The 16,907-nt window shown below is 67.9% G+C and carries 15 protein-coding genes; 1 reads left to right on the top strand and 14 read right to left on the bottom strand.

The genetic code is table 11. The features are described from left to right. Nucleotides 1–116: 116 nt before the first annotated feature. Together ABGB08_RS37090 and ABGB08_RS37085 are read right to left on the bottom strand one after the other, a co-directional pair. Nucleotides 117–980 carry a fumarylacetoacetate hydrolase family protein gene (locus tag ABGB08_RS37090; RefSeq protein WP_347600562.1) on the bottom strand — a complete coding sequence of 288 codons (864 nt, stop codon included), beginning with the start codon at nt 978–980 and terminating at the stop codon, nt 117–119. Between the two features lie 15 nt (nt 981–995). Then, nucleotides 996–2,036: an Ldh family oxidoreductase gene (locus tag ABGB08_RS37085; RefSeq protein WP_347600559.1), complete on the bottom strand. Its 1,041-nt coding sequence runs from the start codon at nt 2,034–2,036 to the stop codon at nt 996–998. A gap of 49 nt (nt 2,037–2,085) precedes the next feature. On the opposite strand from ABGB08_RS37085, the gene ABGB08_RS37080 reads away from it, so the two are divergent. Then, nucleotides 2,086–3,153 carry an amidohydrolase family protein gene (locus tag ABGB08_RS37080; protein ID WP_347600556.1) on the top strand — a complete coding sequence of 356 codons (1,068 nt, stop codon included), beginning with the start codon at nt 2,086–2,088 and terminating at the stop codon, nt 3,151–3,153. A 151-nt stretch (nt 3,154–3,304) separates the two neighbouring features. Here ABGB08_RS37080 and ABGB08_RS37075 read toward each other — a convergent pair whose 3' ends face one another. The 12 genes from ABGB08_RS37075 to ABGB08_RS37020 all read right to left on the bottom strand — a co-directional run bounded on the left by ABGB08_RS37075 (nt 3,305) and on the right by ABGB08_RS37020 (nt 16,872). Continuing rightward, nucleotides 3,305–4,360: a Gfo/Idh/MocA family oxidoreductase gene (locus tag ABGB08_RS37075; RefSeq protein ID WP_347600553.1), complete on the bottom strand. Its 1,056-nt coding sequence runs from the start codon at nt 4,358–4,360 to the stop codon at nt 3,305–3,307. Further along, entirely contained in the window at nt 4,357–5,481 is a 1,125-nt protein-coding gene (locus ABGB08_RS37070; RefSeq protein WP_218041027.1) for a Gfo/Idh/MocA family oxidoreductase, read from the bottom strand. The genes ABGB08_RS37075 and ABGB08_RS37070 overlap by 4 nt, the downstream gene beginning before the upstream one ends. A gap of 14 nt (nt 5,482–5,495) precedes the next feature. Then, complete coding sequence (locus ABGB08_RS37065; RefSeq protein ID WP_347600549.1) at nt 5,496–6,512, bottom strand: amidohydrolase family protein; 1,017 nt, start codon at nt 6,510–6,512, stop codon at nt 5,496–5,498. A 205-nt stretch (nt 6,513–6,717) separates the two neighbouring features. Then, complete coding sequence (locus ABGB08_RS37060) at nt 6,718–8,427, bottom strand: ATP-binding protein (protein WP_347600546.1); 1,710 nt, start codon at nt 8,425–8,427, stop codon at nt 6,718–6,720. Nucleotides 8,428–8,468: 41 nt separating this feature from the next. Further along, a complete protein-coding gene (locus ABGB08_RS37055) occupies nt 8,469–9,524 on the bottom strand; it encodes an ABC transporter ATP-binding protein (RefSeq protein ID WP_347600543.1) in 1,056 nt (351 codons plus the stop codon). Beyond that, nucleotides 9,521–11,071, bottom strand: a complete 1,551-nt coding sequence (locus ABGB08_RS37050) for an iron ABC transporter permease (RefSeq protein WP_347600540.1) — start codon at nt 11,069–11,071, stop codon at nt 9,521–9,523. The genes ABGB08_RS37055 and ABGB08_RS37050 overlap by 4 nt, the downstream gene beginning before the upstream one ends. Before the next feature lie 2 nt (nt 11,072–11,073). Next, the gene (locus tag ABGB08_RS37045; protein WP_347600537.1) at nt 11,074–12,129 is read right to left on the bottom strand and encodes an iron ABC transporter substrate-binding protein; all 1,056 of its coding nucleotides are present in this window, start codon (nt 12,127–12,129) and stop codon (nt 11,074–11,076) included. Nucleotides 12,130–12,240: 111 nt separating this feature from the next. Then, nucleotides 12,241–13,128, bottom strand: a complete 888-nt coding sequence (locus ABGB08_RS37040; protein ID WP_347600534.1) for a M56 family metallopeptidase — start codon at nt 13,126–13,128, stop codon at nt 12,241–12,243. Continuing rightward, a complete protein-coding gene (locus ABGB08_RS37035) occupies nt 13,118–13,492 on the bottom strand; it encodes a BlaI/MecI/CopY family transcriptional regulator (RefSeq protein WP_347600531.1) in 375 nt (124 codons plus the stop codon). Before ABGB08_RS37035 ends, ABGB08_RS37040 begins: the two co-directional genes overlap by 11 nt. A gap of 26 nt (nt 13,493–13,518) precedes the next feature. Continuing rightward, nucleotides 13,519–14,232, bottom strand: coding sequence for a VIT1/CCC1 transporter family protein (locus ABGB08_RS37030; RefSeq protein WP_347600528.1), 714 nt, complete (start codon nt 14,230–14,232; stop codon nt 13,519–13,521). Nucleotides 14,233–14,653: 421 nt separating this feature from the next. After that, nucleotides 14,654–15,691, bottom strand: a complete 1,038-nt coding sequence (locus tag ABGB08_RS37025) for a LacI family DNA-binding transcriptional regulator (protein ID WP_347600525.1) — start codon at nt 15,689–15,691, stop codon at nt 14,654–14,656. Nucleotides 15,692–15,789: 98 nt separating this feature from the next. Continuing rightward, nucleotides 15,790–16,872 carry a C45 family peptidase gene (locus ABGB08_RS37020; protein ID WP_347600522.1) on the bottom strand — a complete coding sequence of 361 codons (1,083 nt, stop codon included), beginning with the start codon at nt 16,870–16,872 and terminating at the stop codon, nt 15,790–15,792. Between the last annotated feature and the right edge of the window lie 35 nt (nt 16,873–16,907).

Here is a 16,907-nt window from a genome sequence, read left to right as displayed (position 1 = left end):
GCCCTCGCTCCCGTGCGGATACCTACCAATCCAAGCCGAAGGTCCCATACTCCACCCCGGCGTTGAAAGACCGTCTGGTTATCGGGCCTTCCGCTTGCGAGAGGTACGGCCGTTTGTCACACGGCGCGGTTGGTGAGGGTGCCGATTCCGTCTACGGAGACCTCGACTAGGTCGCCGGGGGTGAGGAAACGTGGCGGGGCGAAGCCGATGCCGACGCCAGAGGGGGTGCCGGTGGCGATCACGTCGCCTGGTTCGAGGATCACCGCCGTGGAGATCGCCTCGATCAGGGTGGGGATGGGGAAGATGAGATCGGCGACAGGGGCCGCCTGACGGAGTTCGCCGTTCACGCGGGTACGTACCCAGAGGGCGGTGACGTCGGCGATCTCGTCGCTGGTGACCAGGTACGGTCCCATCGGGCAGTACGTCGCGGCGCTTTTGCCGATGAAGAACTGGACGTGCCGTTTCTGGAGCTCGCGTACGGTCAGGTCGTTGACGATCGTGTAGCCGTACACGTGGCGCCATGCGTCGGCCGCGGGGATCCGCGATCCGCCGTCCCCGATGACGACGGCGAGTTCGCCTTCGTAGTCGCTGGTGCCGGTGGCGTCGGCGGAGACCGTGACGTCCTCCCCTGGGCCGACGATCGAGGACAGCGCCTTGGTGAACACCACGGGTGCGTCGGGGACGGTCTGGCGCTGGGAGGCGTCGAAGCCGCTGCCTGCGAACTCCTTGGCGTGGTCGAGGTAGTTCTTGCCGACGCACATGATGTTGTTGCCCGGGCGGATCGGTGCCCGCAGGACGACCTCGTCCGCCGGAATCGGGGGCGCCGATGCGAGTAGCCGGGCGGCGCGGTCCAGCGCGGGTCGTCCTGCGGCGACGAATTCCAGCATGGTTCGCGGCAAGGTGGGGTCGGCCGCGAAATCGATGACGTCTCCGTTCTCGCGCAAAGCTCCAATGCCCGTGTCGAAAGTCACCAGCTTCATTTCTTGCCTTTCTGGTCAGAGGCGCCGGGGGATTCCCGAGCGTGCCGCTTCGGCATTGAGCGCGTCCCGGGTCGCCGGTGCGATCGGCAGTCCGTCGCGCAGGTATTCCCGCTCCAGTCGCGCGGCGCGGTCGCCCGGGAGACGGATCGGGTCGCCGTCCGCGCTCCCGGATTCGCGTAGCAGGCGTAGGTGCCGGGTCACGTCGCTCAGGACGGACTCCAGCGGGCGGAAGACGTCCGCGCGAATCGCGATGAACAGTTGCCCCGTGTTGGTGGGCGTGATTTTGTCCACCCGGTGGTCGACGACCTCCTGGCCGAAGGCCGCGCCGTTGAGCACGCCCGCCAGCAGGCCAGCGGCGATGGTAAGGCCCGACCCTTTGTAGCCGCCGATGGGCAGCAGGAAGCCCTCGTCCGCACGGTCAGGGTCGGTGATCGGCCGCCCGTCGCGGTCGGCCACCCAGCCAACCGGCATCGGTTCTCCCGCCTGCCTGGCGACTTTGATCGCTCCATGGGAGGTGGCGGTGGTGGCGATGTCCAGCAGGAACGGCGGTCCGTGTTCGGCGGGGACCGCGATGGAGATCGGGTTGGGGCCCAGCACCGGGGAGTTCCCGCCCCACGGAGGCATGCCATTCGCGTTGGCGACCGCGAGGTAAATCCCCGCCATGCCGTGCCGGGCGGCCATCGCGGGATACAGGCCCGCGGCCCCCGCGTGGTTGGAGTTGACGGTGCCCACGACGGCGATGCCGGCGTCCGCGGCCTTGGCGACGGCCAGTTCCGTCGCCATGGTCATGGTGACCTGGCCGAGTCCGTTGTCGGCGTCGATCTGCGCGCTCGCCGCCGTCTCGCGCGTGATCCGGGGCTCGGCCCGCGCGTTGATCCCTCCGGCTCTGATCCGTTCCAGGTACGGCGCCACGCGGATCAGCCCATGCCCGGAACGACCCCGGAGATCGGCCTCGGTAAGCCGCTGCGCCGTCGCCAACGCATGCTCGTCCCGAATTCCGGCAGCACAAAACAATTTAGTGGAGAATGATACAAGTTCATCAAAAGAATAACGCATACCAGAAAACTCCTGGTGGTTCGCGGCCCGAATTGCGAGAATGAACGGCATGACTGAGGAATGGTGGCCCGAACTGGCGCCGAATGTGGCACAGACCGGCGCGGAGAAACCGCCCTACCGCGTTGTCGACGTGCACACGCACTTTTCGGTCCCCGCTGCCGCGGAAATTACGAAACCTTTCTTCAAACCGGAGTACGAGCCGCGCACCCTGCACTCCTCGGCCGAGACCCTGCGCTACAACCGGGAGTACCGCGCGAGCGACCGGCAGACCGCACAGTTCGAGGACGCCGAAGCCCGGCTGGCCGACATGGACAAGCAGGGCGTCGACCTGCAGGTGCTCGCGGTGCCGCCGACCGAGTACTTCTACTGGCTCGACGGGCCGCACGCCGTCCAGGCCAGCCGGGTGCAGCACGAACGGTTCGCCGAGATCGTCGCCCGGCACCCGCAGCGGTTCGCGGCCGTGGCGAACCCGCCGATGAACCATCCGGAGCTGGCGGTCGAGGTCCTCCGCGAGGCCAAGCGCGACCTGGGATTCCACGGCTTCGAACTGAGCGCCGACGTCCTGGGTCTGGACCTCGACCATCCCCGGTTCGACGTCGTGTGGGAGGCGGCCGCCGAGCTGGAGATGGTGGCGATCATGCATCCGCAGGGGTTCACGCACGGCCAGCGGATGACCGACTACTACCTGATCAACGTCATGTGCATGCCCCTGGCCTCGACCCTGGCCACCACCAGGATGATCCTGGGCGGGGTGTGGCGCCGGCACCCCGACTTCCGGATGATCGTCGTCCATGGCGGCGGCTACCTCCCGTTCTACTTCGCCCGCACCGACCACGCCTTCGAGGTACGCCCCGAATTGCGCGAACACATCGACCGTCCGCCGAGCGACTACCTGCGCACGCTGTACTTCGACACGAACGTGTTCGACCCGGGCATGGTGCGCCACCTGGTGACCGAGTTCGGCGCCGAGCACGTGCTGCTCGGCACCGACTACCCGTTCGACATGGGCACCGTGGACCCGCTCGCCTTCATCGAGCGCGTCGGCCTCAACGACCGTGAGCGACAACTGGTGCTCGGCGGCAACACCACCCGCCTGCTCAAGCTCGACCAGCCTTAGAACGCCGGACGCCTGGTGCCCGGCACCACCATCCGCCCGCTCAGACTCGACCAGCCTCAGAACGCCCAACAGAATGCCGCTCTTGGCGCCGGTGCGGTGTGAACCGTCACCTGCGTGAACGGCGCCGGATAGCGGCGACCTGCTCATTCGGTTAGGCGCTCTTCAGCGCCGCTTCGATCTGGTCCGGCGTGAGCGGCAGGCTGACCACCTCGTTCCGGTCCGCGGACAGGTCGGCGGCCAGGTAAACCTCCATCGTCACGCGGGCCAGCCGGGGATCGACCATGACCGGCCGGTCGTAGGCGACGGCCTCCAGGAAGTGGGTCGTCTCCCGTTCCATCGGGCCTGCGTACACCTCGCCGACGTACTCGCCTGGCATGGTCGAGAGCGGGAACTGCACGCCCTGCCCGACTGTGTTCAGCACGATGTCGCGGTGGCTGGCGTCGGCCAGGATCGCTCCTTCGGTGCCGAGGACTTCCATCCAGGTGGTCGACTGGTTCGGGTAGCCCGGCGGCAGCGACATTCCCGCGCCGACGGTGACGACCGTTCCGTCGTCCATTGTGACGATCAGGTATTGCGTGTCGGGCGAACCGTGGGTGGCCGCGCGCACGCCCCAGGCGTTCTGCGAGTAGACCCGCACCGGTCGCCGAGGTTGGAGGCACCAGAACGCGAAGTCCAGGTCGTGGGTGGCCTCCATCGCGGCGGGTGACAGTTTGGTACGCGAGCTGATCTTCGCGCCAAGCGATCTGGTGATGTGGCGGCTGATCAGGACGCTGGTGACCGTGCCGAGGGTGCCGTCGTCGATGGCTCGTTTGATCACCGCTTGCTTGGCATTGAAGCGCTGCGAGTAGCCGATGGTGAACTTGAGGCCGCGCTCCTCAGCGGTGGCGATCAAGTCGTCGGCCTCGTCCAGGGTCAGCGCCATCGGCTTTTCGAGGAGGACGTGTTTGCCCGCTTCGAGCGCGGCCTTGGCCATGGGGTAGTGCAGCGTCTCCGGGGTGGCCGACACCATGACCGCGCTGATCCGGTCGTTGGCGATGATCTCCATCCAGTCGGTGGTGGTGCCGGCGGGCGTGGTCAGTTCCGCCACCTCGCGCAGCCGGTCGGGATCGATTTCCGCCAGGTGCAGTTCGGCCACCAGAGCGCTGCGGGCCGCGGCGACAGCCCGGATTCCGCCGCACCAGCCGGTGCCGATGACGCCGACGTTCATGACGCTTCCTCTCGCAGGCCGTCGCGCAGTTCCTCGGGGCTGATCGGCAGGCGGACGGGTTGACCCCGGCGGGCGGACAGATCCATCGCCATCGTGTGCATCAGGTTGGCGTGCCCCTCCCGCGCGGTCGCGTGCGGCGTCCTGACTCCCATGCTGAGCCTGCTGAACCAGGACATGGTCTCCTCGCGCATCGGCCCCCACAGCAGTCCGTCCGACAGATCGCCCGGCGGGTAACTGCCCAGGAAATCGACGTGCCTGGGTGCCGGGGCCTCGAAGCCGCGGCTGCGGTAACCGGCGGGCTGGGGCTGTTCGGAGGCGACGATGACGTCCCGGTGGGTGTCCTCGATGTCGATCACCCCGTTGGTCCCCACGATGCCGATCTCCAGGCCGTACACCGAGCCAGGCCAGATCGACGGGAGCGCCCAGTTGATGTTCATGCTGAACAGGGTTCCGTCGTCCATGGTGAAGATGCCGAACGTGCCGTCCTTGGTGCCGGAGGCGCCGAGAACCACGTCGGTGGACCGGGCGTACACCTCGACGGGGGTTCTGCCTTCCAGCAGCCACATGCTCATGTCCAGACTGTGGGTTCCGGAGACCACCATCGGCGTGAGGTTGGTCGTGTCGGTGACCTTGCCCAGGGTGGCGTCGGGGACCATGCGGTTCATGAAGGCCCGGGTGACCACCGAGGTGACCTGGCCGATCTGGCCGTCCCGGAGGCGCTGCTTGACGGCGAGGAAGCGCCGCCGGAAACGCTGCGTGTAGCCGACCACGGCGTCGACGCCGCTCTCCTCGACCGCGGCGAGCACCCGCGCCGACTCGACCGGATCGGTCGCCAGCGGCTTCTCGATGAACAGCGGGAAGCCGCGCGCCACCGACCACAGGATCGGGTCGACGTGCCGGCTCTCGTCGGTCGCCACGATCACCGCGGTGACCTCGGGACGGTCGAGCAGCTCGGCCGCGTCCGTGGTGACGAAGTCGGCCCGGGTGTCGTCGGCGAGTTCCTTCAACGTCGACGCGTCGATGTCGCACAGCCCGAGCCAGGTCACGCCCGGATACTCCCGGGCCAGCACCGCGCGAATCCGCCCGACCGTGCCGCATCCGATAACGGCCAGTCCTATCATCTGTTCTCTCATTCCTACGCGAGACCTAGCAGTCGCGCCGCGTTGCCGCCGCTGATCAGGTCGACCTGCCGCTGGTCGAGGCCGGGCGTGGCCCCGATCAGCGCGAGCGGGTCGTCGTCTCCCATGTCGTACGGATAGTCGGTGCCGAGCAGGACATGTTCCGCGCCGTACCGATCGACCAGGAACTTCAGCTGGCCGGGGTCGAACACCATGGTGTCGAAGTAGAACTCGCGCAGGTAGTCGCCCGGCAGGCCGGGCACGTTCTCGCTGACATCTGCGCGGGCACGCCAGCCGTGATCGATCCGGCCGGGATAGGCGGGCAGGTAGCCGCCACCGTGCACCACAACGATCTTCAACCCGGGATGGCGCTCGATCACCCCATCGAAGATTAGGTGGGCGGTGGCGAGCGTCGCCTCGAAGGCGTGCCCGATGATGTTCACGAAGTTGTGGCCCTGTAGCCGCTGCGGGTGGGTGTGCCCCTGGGTGTGAATCACCACGACGACGCCAAGCCGCTCGACCTCGGCCCAGAACGGATCCAGCCTGGCCGCCGAGATCTCCTCCCCCTCGACGTGGGTGCCAATCTCGATTCCGCGCATGCCCAGCTCGGTCGCCAGGTAGCGCAATTCCCCGATAGCGGCCTCGGTGTCCTGAAGCGGAACCGTGCCCAGCGGCAGAAACCGCCCGGAGTGCTTCGCGGTCGACTCGACGAACTCCTCGTTCATCAGCCGCGCCACCTTGGCGCCGAGCTCCGCATCAGCCCAGTAGTAGTACTGGTAAACGGCGACGGCCACAGCCTGGATGTCCACACCCATCCGATCCATGTCACCGATCCGGACATCCAGGATGTCCATCTTCGGCCTGATCTCCGCGAGCTGCCGCCGGTTCACCGCCTGCGTGGTGGCGTTCCCATGACCGAGGGCCACCTTGCCGGCCGCACGGGCGGCATCCTCCATCAAGGCGGCGGCCGGAGCACACTCACGATGACAATGAATGTCGATTACCGGCCCGTCACGCCGGTGCGCCCTCGTCATCGCAGTCCGTTCCTTCCGTCGTCCGGCTCACTGCTGGTGCCGACGTTAGGGAGGCTCACACGTCACGACAATGTGGGGTTCCGGCAATCTGGCAGGCGAAAGATGCCGGACCGCGCATTCCCACCAGCTCGAACGGCTGCTCCACACTGCCGTCCGGGGCCGCCCGGTGACCATCGTCCGGGGGCAGGAGTCGCCATGTGCGAGTTCACTGGGGAAACTGAGGGCCACGGCCGTAGCGGATTCCGATACCGCCTCGCGCGTCGCTCAGTTTCACTAGAACCTGTCGCTTCTGCAGTTTGTTGAGGATGTCGCGCGCGGCGTAGATATGGATGTCGAAAAGACGTTGAATCGTGCGGTTGGTCACGTAGCCGTACTCGTTGATGTGGTCGATGATCTTTTGGTCGATTTCGTCGGCATCCCTCCTGGCGTACGTGATCGCACGTGACATCGCGGCCACGGTCGCGGACAGGAGCCGGTACGAGGGAAACGGCTTTCCCGCCGTTCGCCTTGTCGGTTCTATGAGGTGGTACTCCGCTGACATTGCCGACAGAACTTCTTGCGCTTCGGCTGGAGGACGCTGAATCACCGCGCCCAGGCGCGGGGCGTCGATGCTGCTGCTCGTACGAAGGTGAGTCAGCGTCAGCAACACATTGACATCACGTCCGGCTTTGGCCGGAAGCTCGTTGATGAACCGAACGAACGCGTCATTGCCCATTCCGCCGGTCAGGGTCGCGCGGACCATGGTGCCGGTGTCCTCGATAGCAGGTGGCTCCTTGCCGACGCGCAGCATCTCCCGGTACGCGCGGTCAATGCCCTGACCGGTACGTTCCGCGAGTTGAAGAATCGAGATCGTCTCGGTGAGGAGACGGTTTCGAGGAGTGGACGGGTGGGTCAGGATGTTCTGCGGGGTCACCCCCGCCACCAAGCCGCCAGGACTGATGATGATGAGCCGCTCTGGTGAGTGCTCGATGTCCACCGTCCCCGTCGTCTCGTACGAACGGTGAATGAAGGCGTTGACGATGAGCTCTCGTACGGCGTCATGCGGATAGTCCGTGAGCTGCAGTTGAACGCCACCGGAAATATTGAGGGGATGAACCTCCTGCCTGATGGCCACGGCTTCGACGACAGTCTCTATGGCCGCCAGGAGCGGGCGCGTGCCGCGCAATCGTCCCGTGGCTTCACTGCCCGTGGTAGGGCGGAACTGATAGGAGTAGCCGTATCCGGGAATGGTTTTCCGGAGGATCGTCTCTTCCCCGAGCAGGATTACACCCGCGTTGGTGACCGTCCCGTCGGATACGAGCAGCCTGAGCGCGTCCATAAGAGCACTGTCACTGAGTTCGACAAGATGGTCACGACCGCTGGTGTCGAGGAGCCGACGCAGCCTGCCCATTTCCACCGGGCTCAGATCACTGATGCGGGCCCCGGACGATTCGGCCGACCAGTCCACCTGACCGCGAGCGATCATCACTTCGCGTTGCTGATCGGGAGGAAAAGGCAGGCATTCCTTCCCCAGCCTCCTGGTCGCGAGCCCCGCGCGGTTGCAGTGCGGCAGCACCCCCTGGGGCACCGACACGGCGACCAGGCGAACGCCGTCCACGATCTTCTCAGTCACGAAAGGTGTGATGGGTGGTTGTGTCCGATCAAAGATGCCCTTGCGGATCTGATCGAGGCTGTAGCTCGCGGGCACACCTCGCAGCGCCGCCGTCCGCGTGGTGGCTTTGTCGTCAACGCCGAGCACCACGGTGCCGCCACCGGCGTTGACGAAGCAGACGAGCGCATCCGCGAGCAGCGTGTAGGTGGTTTTCGCCGATTCCGCGACCAGTTTGAACTCCAAGGTCTCCGACTCCAGCGAGTCGGCGGTGACCCCGTTGTTGCCCACCACCTGCAGCGCCACGTCTACCTCAGGGCATTCCATGCTTTGACGATAACTGAGAAGTGGTCAATTCAGCACGCTTCTCAGTTGTCCCTCAGTGAGCCAGGCCAGGCGCGGCATGGGCCGGTTACGGTCAGGCCTACCTGGGAGCCGAGGTCGATGAGGTGGTCTGGGGGGACTCGGGCTGATATTGCTGTCGCGTCTGGGAGTTCGAGGCGGATCAGGGCTGAATGGCCGAGGTAGGTGCGGTCGATGACCTTGGCGGGGATGGGTGGGGGTGTGGGCCAGGGTGGCGGGGCGGAGAGGGTGATCTGTTCGGGGCGGATCATTACGGTCACGGGGGCGGTGGTGGGGGTGCCAAGCGCGGGGAGGATGCCTAGGGCGGTGGTGACCGTGGTCGGGGTGGTCCAGTGGCCGGGTAGGAGCATGGCACCGCCGACGAAGGAGGCGATCCAGGGGGTGGCGGGGGCCTGGTAGATGGTTTCTGGTGGGGCGGCTTGGATGATCGAGCCGGCTCGCATGACGGCGATCTGGTCGGCGGTGGAGAGGGCTTCGGCCTGGTCGTGGGTGACCAGGAGGGCGGTGGCGCCGTCCGCGCGTAGGGCCGCGCGTACGTCTTCGCGGAGATCGGCGCGCAGGCCGGCGTCCAGGGCGCTGAACGCCTCGTCGAGCAGGATGAGCGCGGGGCGGGGCGCGAGGGCTCTGGCCACGGCGACGCGTTGTTGCTGGCCGCCGGACAGGTGGTGCGGGAATCGGTCTTCCATCCCGTCCAGGCCCATGAGGGTGAGCAGGTCCTGGACTCGGGTGGTGCGGCGGTGGTCGCGGGGCAGGCCGTACGCGATGTTGCCGGCGACGGACAGGTGCGGGAAGAGCGCGCCCTCCTGCGGGACGATCGCGACGCGCCTGCGGTGGGGGGAGGTAAACGTGCGTGGTCCGTCGACGGGTGCGCCGTTGAGCCGGATGTCGCCGGTGTCGAGTCGTTCGAAGCCCGCGACGCAGCGCAGCAAGGTGGTCTTGCCGCAGCCGGATGGTCCCAGGACGGTGGTCAGCGTCCCCGGCGGCACCGCGAGGTCGACTCCCGCCAGGGCGGTGACCGGCCCGAAGCGTTTCACGGCTGCGGAGATCTCCAGGGCGTTCATGAGCGATTCCGTTTTCTGGGCTTTTGCAGGACGCCTGCGCGGGCGGCCAGGACGAGAGGGGGGATCGTCGACAGGGCGACCAGCAGTCCGGCGTACGGGGCGGCTGCGGCGTAGGCGGCCACCGAGGTGCTGCGCCACAGCGAGGTGGCGAGGGTGTCGGTTCCGGTGGGACGCAGCAGCAGTGTGGCGGGGAGTTCCTTCATGCACGCCAGGAACACCAGGGCGGCGCCCGCGCCCAGGCCGGGCGCCAGGAGCGGGATCGTCACCGTACGGAGCACGGTGAGCGGGGAACGTCCCAGCGAGGCCGCGACCTGTTCGAGCACGGGCGGGGACTGAGCGGCCGCTGCGGCGGTGGCCGCCACACCCAGCGGCAGGAACAGCGCCGCGTAGCCGAGCGCGAGGAGCCAGGGTGTCTGGTAGATCGGGTACGCGACGTTGATCCCGAAGAAGACGAGGGACAGGCCGACGACCAAGCCCGGGAGGGCATGGCTGACATAGGTGAGCCGGTCGAGCAGCCGGGCGGTGCGGCCGGGCCCGCGGACGACGAGCAGCCCGATGGGCAGGGCCAGCGCCATCGTCAGGATGGTCCCGGCGGCCGACAGGGCCACCGAGTTCCCGAGCGCCTCCGCCACTTCGGCCCACCCACGCGGGCGGGAGACACCCTCGGCGAACCGCCGGACAAGACTGACGGCCGTCACGCCCAGCGAGAGGCAGGCCGTCGCGGCCAGCAGGACCGCGACCGGCAAGCGCGCCCGGCCAAGGCCGACCAGCGTCGGCGGGCGGCGGCTGCCCCGCAGCGGCGCATGCCGGGCGCCCGCGGTACGGGTGGCGTTCTCGGCCACCAGGACGACCAGGGCCAGCAGCAGCAGCGCGGTGGACAGCACCAGCGCGCCGGTACGGTCGAACCCGAGGTCGAAGGCGACGAACACGGCGCGGGTGAAAGTGTCAGCGCGCAACGTGGAGACCGCACCGAAGTCCGACAACACATACAGCGCCACCAGCAGCCCCCCGCCGGCGATGGCGGGCCGGACCTGAGCCAGGGTCACCCCGGTGAACGTCTGCCACGGCGTCCGGCCCAGGGCCAGCGACACCTCCTCCTGCGCCGGATCGGCGTTCACCAGAGCCGCCGCCACCGGCAGGAACGCGTACGGGTACGAGCAGAGCACCAGCACCAGCGCGGCCGCCCAGAACCCTTCGAACCCATCGAAAGTGGACCGCCACGCGAACCCCGCCACATAGGTCGGAATGGCCAGCGGCAGTACGGCCAGCACGGCGAACAGCCGCCGGGCGGGCAGGTCGCTGCGCACAACCAGGAAGGCCGATCCGACCGCCAGGACCAGACACCCGGCTGTCACCACCGCCGTCAGCGACACAGTGGTGACAGCGAGTCGCACGATCCGCACGGTGAACAGCTCGGCCGCGATCTTGTCCCAGCCCGCCTCGGCGGTCCGAATGGCCAGATACCCGACAGGCAGCAGCGCGACGGCCACGGCCAGCACCGCCATCGTCAGCATCACCGGCCGGAGCCGGATGGCGCGTTTTCTCATGGTCAGGGGACGAGGCCCGAGTCCTTGATCAGGGTGATGGTGGTCTCCAGTTCGTCGAGGTCGTTCAGGTCGACGTCGGGTGCCTGGAGTTCATTGAGCGCGGGCACCCCCGCGGGTCCCGTCACCCCGGCGACGACCGGATACTCAAAGGTCTGCTCGGCGAAGTACGCCTGTGCCTCAGCCCCGAGGAGGTAGTCGACGAACGCCTTCGCGTCGGCGTTGGCCGCGGCCTTCTTCAGCAGGCCGACACCGGCCACGTTGACGAGAGCGCCGGTGTCCCCACCGGGGAAGAAGTGCAGCTTGGCGGTGAGCTGGTCCGGCGTGACGCCGCGTTCCTTGGCCAGTTCGCCCAGGTAATAGTGGTTGATCAGGCCGACCGTGATCGTCCCGGCGTCGACTTCTTCCAGGATGGGGCCGTTGCCGTCGCGGATCTGCGGCTCGTTGGCCTGCAGCCCGGCCAGGAACTCCTTGGCCCTGTCCTCACCGTGCTGTACGCGCAGAGCGGTGACGAACGCCTGGAACGACGCGTTGGTGGGGGCGAGGCCCACCTTCCCCTTCCACTTCGGATCGGTCAGCTCGAAGACCGACGCCGGCAGCTCCTGCTCGGGGGCCTTGCCGGGGTTGTAGACCAGAACGCGAGCGCGCGCCGTGACGCCCACCCATTCGCCGCTTCTGGCGCGGTAGGTCTCCGGAACGCGCGAGGTGACGTCCGCGGGCAGCGGCGCGAACAGCCCCTTCTTCGCCACCGCGCCCAGCGCCCCGGCGTCCTGGGCGAAGAAGACGTCCGCGGGCGAGCGCTCCCCTTCCTCCAGCAGCTGGGCGGCCATGGCGGCCGTCGCGGCGTACCGCACGTCGACCGTGATTCCGCTGGCTTGGGTGAACTTGTCCAGCAGCGGCTTGACCAGCTCCTCGCTGCGGCCGCTGTAAACGGTGATCTTCTTGGTGGCCGCGGCGCTGGAGGGGACCGTGCTGGTGCTCTGCTCACCACCGCAGGCGGCCAGGGACAGGAGCAGCACACCGGCCAGAAGCGCGGGCAGCGTGCGCGGGGAGTGAGGCACGAGGGGGTTCCTTCCATAGGCAAGACAGCTTCTACACGGATGTAGAAGTTAGCTAAGCCTAACCTAAACAAAAGGGGGCGGCTAGTCGCCGCCCTCTCGTCCCGGATCCGCTTACCCTGTTGGGCCGCACTTCGGATCACCTGGTTTGGCCCGGATGAGCTCTGACAGGTCGATCAGCACCTCACCTGTCCATGCCAGCGAACCCGCCGTACAGAGCGCGGGAATGATGAGGAATGCCGCATAGCCCATCGGCGGCAAGGGGGCCAGCAGAGCCGAGATCCGCTGGGGAACGCCCCTGCGGCCGCCCAGAAAGCCATTCCCCGGCGATGCGGGCGACCCGACCAGGGCCGCGGCGCCGATCGCCCGGGCGACCTGGACTCGGTTGCCCAGCCGGGTGGCCGCCCGCTCGTCCGCCCAGCGCTCCACCACGTACGCGATCACCGGCCGGACCGGCCACAACAGCGGATGGGCCGAGATCGCCAGCCGGCTCGCCGCCAGCCAGACGTGATGCCCCTTGGCCAGGTGCGCGCGCTCGTGCTCGACCACGGCCGCCCGGTCCTCGTCGCTCAGTGCCCGCAGCATCGCCTCGCTCACGACGATCCGGCCAGGACGGCCCGGAACGCTGTACGCCTGCGCCACCTCGCCCGGAGCGAACACCACCGGGTCGTCGCCGGGAAGCGCGGCGGCCAGCTCGCGGGCCGCCCGGTAGGAGCGCCGTTCCCGCACCGCCCGCCGTACCAGCAGGACCGCGATCACGGTCAGGAAGCCCAGCGCGACCCACGACGTCCAGGTGAAACGATCGCCTCGGACGCCGGCGACGCCGGCGTAGGCGATGATCGCGGCGACCGACACCATGCTGGACGTCGCCGCCGTTACCGCCGCGCCGGTGAACACGATCACGGCTACGGCGGGCCGGAGCCGGTCGGCCAGGAACAGCACCGACGCCACCAGGGCCAGCGGCGCCGTCACGGTTGAGATGAGCAGATGGTCAAGCATCATCGGATTCTCCGTGGAGAAGCCGGCGGATCAGGTCCTCATCCCCCGGCGACAGACCGGAGATGAAATGCATCAGCACCGGTGCGTGATCGTCTTCGGCGTCCAGCAGGCGCCGCATCCGCCATGCCACCAGACCCGAGGAATCGGCGGGCGCGGCATACCGGAACGCGCGTCCAGCGCGCTGACGTGTCACCACGCCCTTGCCGTGGAGCCGCGACAACGTGGTGACGATCGCGCTGTACGAAAGCTCGCTCCCGCCTTCCACCAGCGCTTCACGAACCTCGCCCGGCGACATCGCCCGTCCAGCGGCGTGGAGGATGGCGAGAATCTCCGACTCCAGGCTTCCCGGTGCCCGACGTGGACTCATACCACGAAGGTAACGGACCGGCGCTGTTACGAGATTCCCACGCCGACCAGGAGGCCGATGACGTAGGTGACGGCGGCGGAGAGGCCGCCGAGGAGGAGTTGCCTGCCGCCGCCGAACCACATCGGCCGGGCGGTGAGCCGGGCCACCATCCCGCCGGTCACGGCGAGGGCGACGGCGCTGGCGATGAGGGCGGGGACCAGGCTGGTTTCGCCGAAGAGGAAGGGCACCAGCGGGATGAGCGCGCCGAGCGCGAAGGCGAGGAAGGAGGAGGCGGCCGCGGTCCAGGGGGAGGGCAGGTCGTCGGGGTCGACGCCGAGTTCCTCGCGTACGTGGACGCGCCAGGCCACCTCGGGGCGGCGGTGCAGTTCGCGGGCCACCTCGGCGGCGAGTTCGGGGCGCAGTCCTTTGGCCTCGTAGACGAGGGTGAGTTCGCGTAGTTCCTCCTCGGGGTTGCGTTCCAGTTCGCGGCGTTCGATCGCGATCTCGGCGCGCATGAGTTCGGTCTGGGACGACACCGAGGTGTATTCGCCGGTGGCCATCGAGCAGGCGCCGGCGACAAGACCGGCGAAACCGGCCAGCAGTACGGCAGAGCCGGTCCCGCCGCCACCGACAATGCCCGCGACCAGCGCGAAGTTGGACACGAGGCCGTCCATCACACCGAACGTGGCCGGTCGCAGCCAGCCGCCGGTCACGTCGCGGTGCGAATGATGCAACTCAGGAGGTACGACAAGAGAGGTCATCGGGCTTCCCTATCCAGATAAGTTAGGTATGGGTAACATAAGTTTCTATGTAGCACTTGTTACTTAATGAATATACGACGCGGGGGAATGAGAGGCAATTCGCAAAATTCCGCCGTTCGGGCGCTCTGCGAAACAGGCCGATCCAGAGGCGAAGGATGATCACGGGTCGGCGAGCGCAGGGGCGATCGCTAGGAGTTCCTGGTGATCTCTCAGTTCCACGGAACCGAGCCGTCCGCGCTCGGCGGGTCAAGGTGGACCGGATCTCCCAGGCGGACGGCTCCGCCGGATTCGACCTCGGCGTACAGGCCGAAGTAGAGGTGTCCGAGGCGAGAGGCGAGTGCCGCCGGGATGTTGAGGTCTCGTTATGCGGTGTCGGGGTTGACCGTCGTGGCTCGGCAACGTTCGGTCGGGCGCATGACCGTCATGATCTCAGTTGTGCGGAGGTCCGCTGCGTGGACGTTCGGATGCGTAGGTACCCTTCGCCCACGATGACCGGTGCGGGGTTGTCGTCGCCATTGATGCGGCGTTCGAGCAGCAGCACCGCCGCACGTGCCACATCCATTGGCTGCAGGTCGAGCGCGGTGATCGGTGGGGAAGCCGTTTCCAGGACGTGGCCGTCGACGGCCGAGCCGATCATGAGATCCTGCGGGACCCGCAGACCCAGGTCACGGGCCGCTCGCAGGACCCCGAGAGCAGCGCCGTACACATCGGTTACCACGGCGTCCGGTGGTGCGGCCGATGACAACATGACCGTGGACGCTTCGGCGGCGGTCGACTCCGGGTTGGCGCGGTCGACCAGTGCGGTGAGTTTCTCGAATCCGTGTTCGGCGCACCAGGATGCGTACGCCGCCTGGGTGTCCTCGAACCACGCCCAGGGTGAGTCGGCGGTGAGCATCGCGACCCGCTTCGCGCCCTGATCCAGCAGGTGGTCGAGCATGTTCGACACGGCCGCCTTGTTGTCGACCCCCACCCACCAGGGGTCGTCGCTGCCCAGCTCACGGTCCACCGTGACCACCGGCATGCCGTTGCGTCGCAGGGCGAGGCGGCTGAGGTCGCCTTCTTCCGGGTCGACGAGCACCACCCCGTCCACCTCCAGCCGCGCCACGTCCTCATCGTTCGCGGGGGTCGGCGCCATCAGCAGCAACTGTCCCTGATCCATGGCCGCGCTCACCGCCCCGATGGTGAGACGCATGTCGTAATCGGAGGTGAGCACCCACGAATCGCCCGACCGCGGCCGCCGGGGCAGGCACAACGCGATGATCCCGCGACGGCCGGTGCGCAGTCCCCGCGCCGACCGCAGCGGCCGCCAGCCGAGATCCGCCACGACCTTCAACACCCGGGCGCGGGTCTCGGGGTCGACGCGGCCCTTGACGTTGACGATGTCGGACACGGTGGTCGGCGACACACCGGCGGCGGAGGCCACGTCTTTGATCGTGACGCGGGACTTGGGGGGTGCCATCAGAGTCTCCCGTGGTCAGGCGAGGCGTTCGGCAAGGTTTATCGCGCCCTGGATCGAGGGGTGCACGAGACCCTCGGGCCAGCGATCATGGGAAACTCCTAGAAGGTCCGATGGCCGAGTACGTCGTGCTGGCAGGGGCCCGCGTCGACGTGCCTGACGGCGTGCTGGTCGTAGTCGAGGTCGATCGTGATGAGGCTGCGCCAGCGGTGCTCGAAGGCCAGCTCGGGGTTGGGATGGCAGCAGACGGCGCCGCCATCCGCGGCGTGCCGGCGAAGGAACGCGAACCGTTCGTCCACGAGCGAGGAGCGAAGCAGCTCGCGCCGCCGCCCGAGCACCGCCATCCGGTCCCACGTGTCGGACGACTCGGGCATCAGATCGCCTTCGGCCAGGGTGGGGTCGATGAAGTGGTTGGTATGGACGAGGAATCCCTCCTCGTCGGGGGGCACGACAGCGACGCCATCAGGGCAGATCTCCAGGGTGGCCGCCCAGGAGCGGCCCTGCTCGTAGCCGACGACGGTGAGCGCCGAGGAGGCCGAGACCGCGGCGGATCGGGCGATGTCGATGGCGCTTTCCAGGGAGTCGGCGCATTCGAGCACCCGGCGCATGACGGCGTGGACCGGCACGCCGAGACCGTCTCCGTCGCTCGAATGGTGAAGGATGTTGAGGTGCAGCCCGAGCGAGCCCCGGTCGCGGGCCGCGATCCCGATCTTGCCGGTAAGTCCGGCTTCGGTGAAGTAGCGCAGTCGCGTGCCGCCCTCGACCGAGTGGGTGACCATGAAGCGCTCGCTTTCGAACGCGTCGTGCCAGTCCCAGGTCTGTACGCTGCGGGGCGAACCCTGTCCAGGTGCGTACACGGCGACGGAGCATTCGCCCTCGCCGATCGCCTTGACCGTGGCGAGGATCTCGGTCCGGGCGTTGAGCACGCCGATCCGCCACAGGTCGAGACCGGATCCGGCGGCGAGGCCTTCCCATTCGCGTACCAGGCTGGGGGCCCAGGCGCGGACCTGGTCGATCGCTGCGGAGCCGAGCGCGGGGAGGTCGGCGGTGGTCACTTTGACCGCCTCGAAGAGGCGCTCGTAGTCGCGGACGTTTGTGGCGATCTCAGCTGCCATGCGCCTGCCGAGCTCTTCGCCCCGGATGTACGGATCGAGCGCGTCCGTGCGCAAATGGCGGACGGTCATCGTGACACCGCCTGGCGGCCGAGGAGGTGGTCGGG

It is taken from the genome of Acrocarpospora sp. B8E8 (genome assembly GCF_039871605.1).
In the GTDB taxonomy this organism is placed as follows: Bacteria; Actinomycetota; Actinomycetes; order Streptosporangiales; family Streptosporangiaceae; genus Acrocarpospora; species Acrocarpospora macrocephala.
Note: the sequence above shows the minus strand (reverse complement) of the source record. Positions and strands in the feature narration are given on the sequence as shown.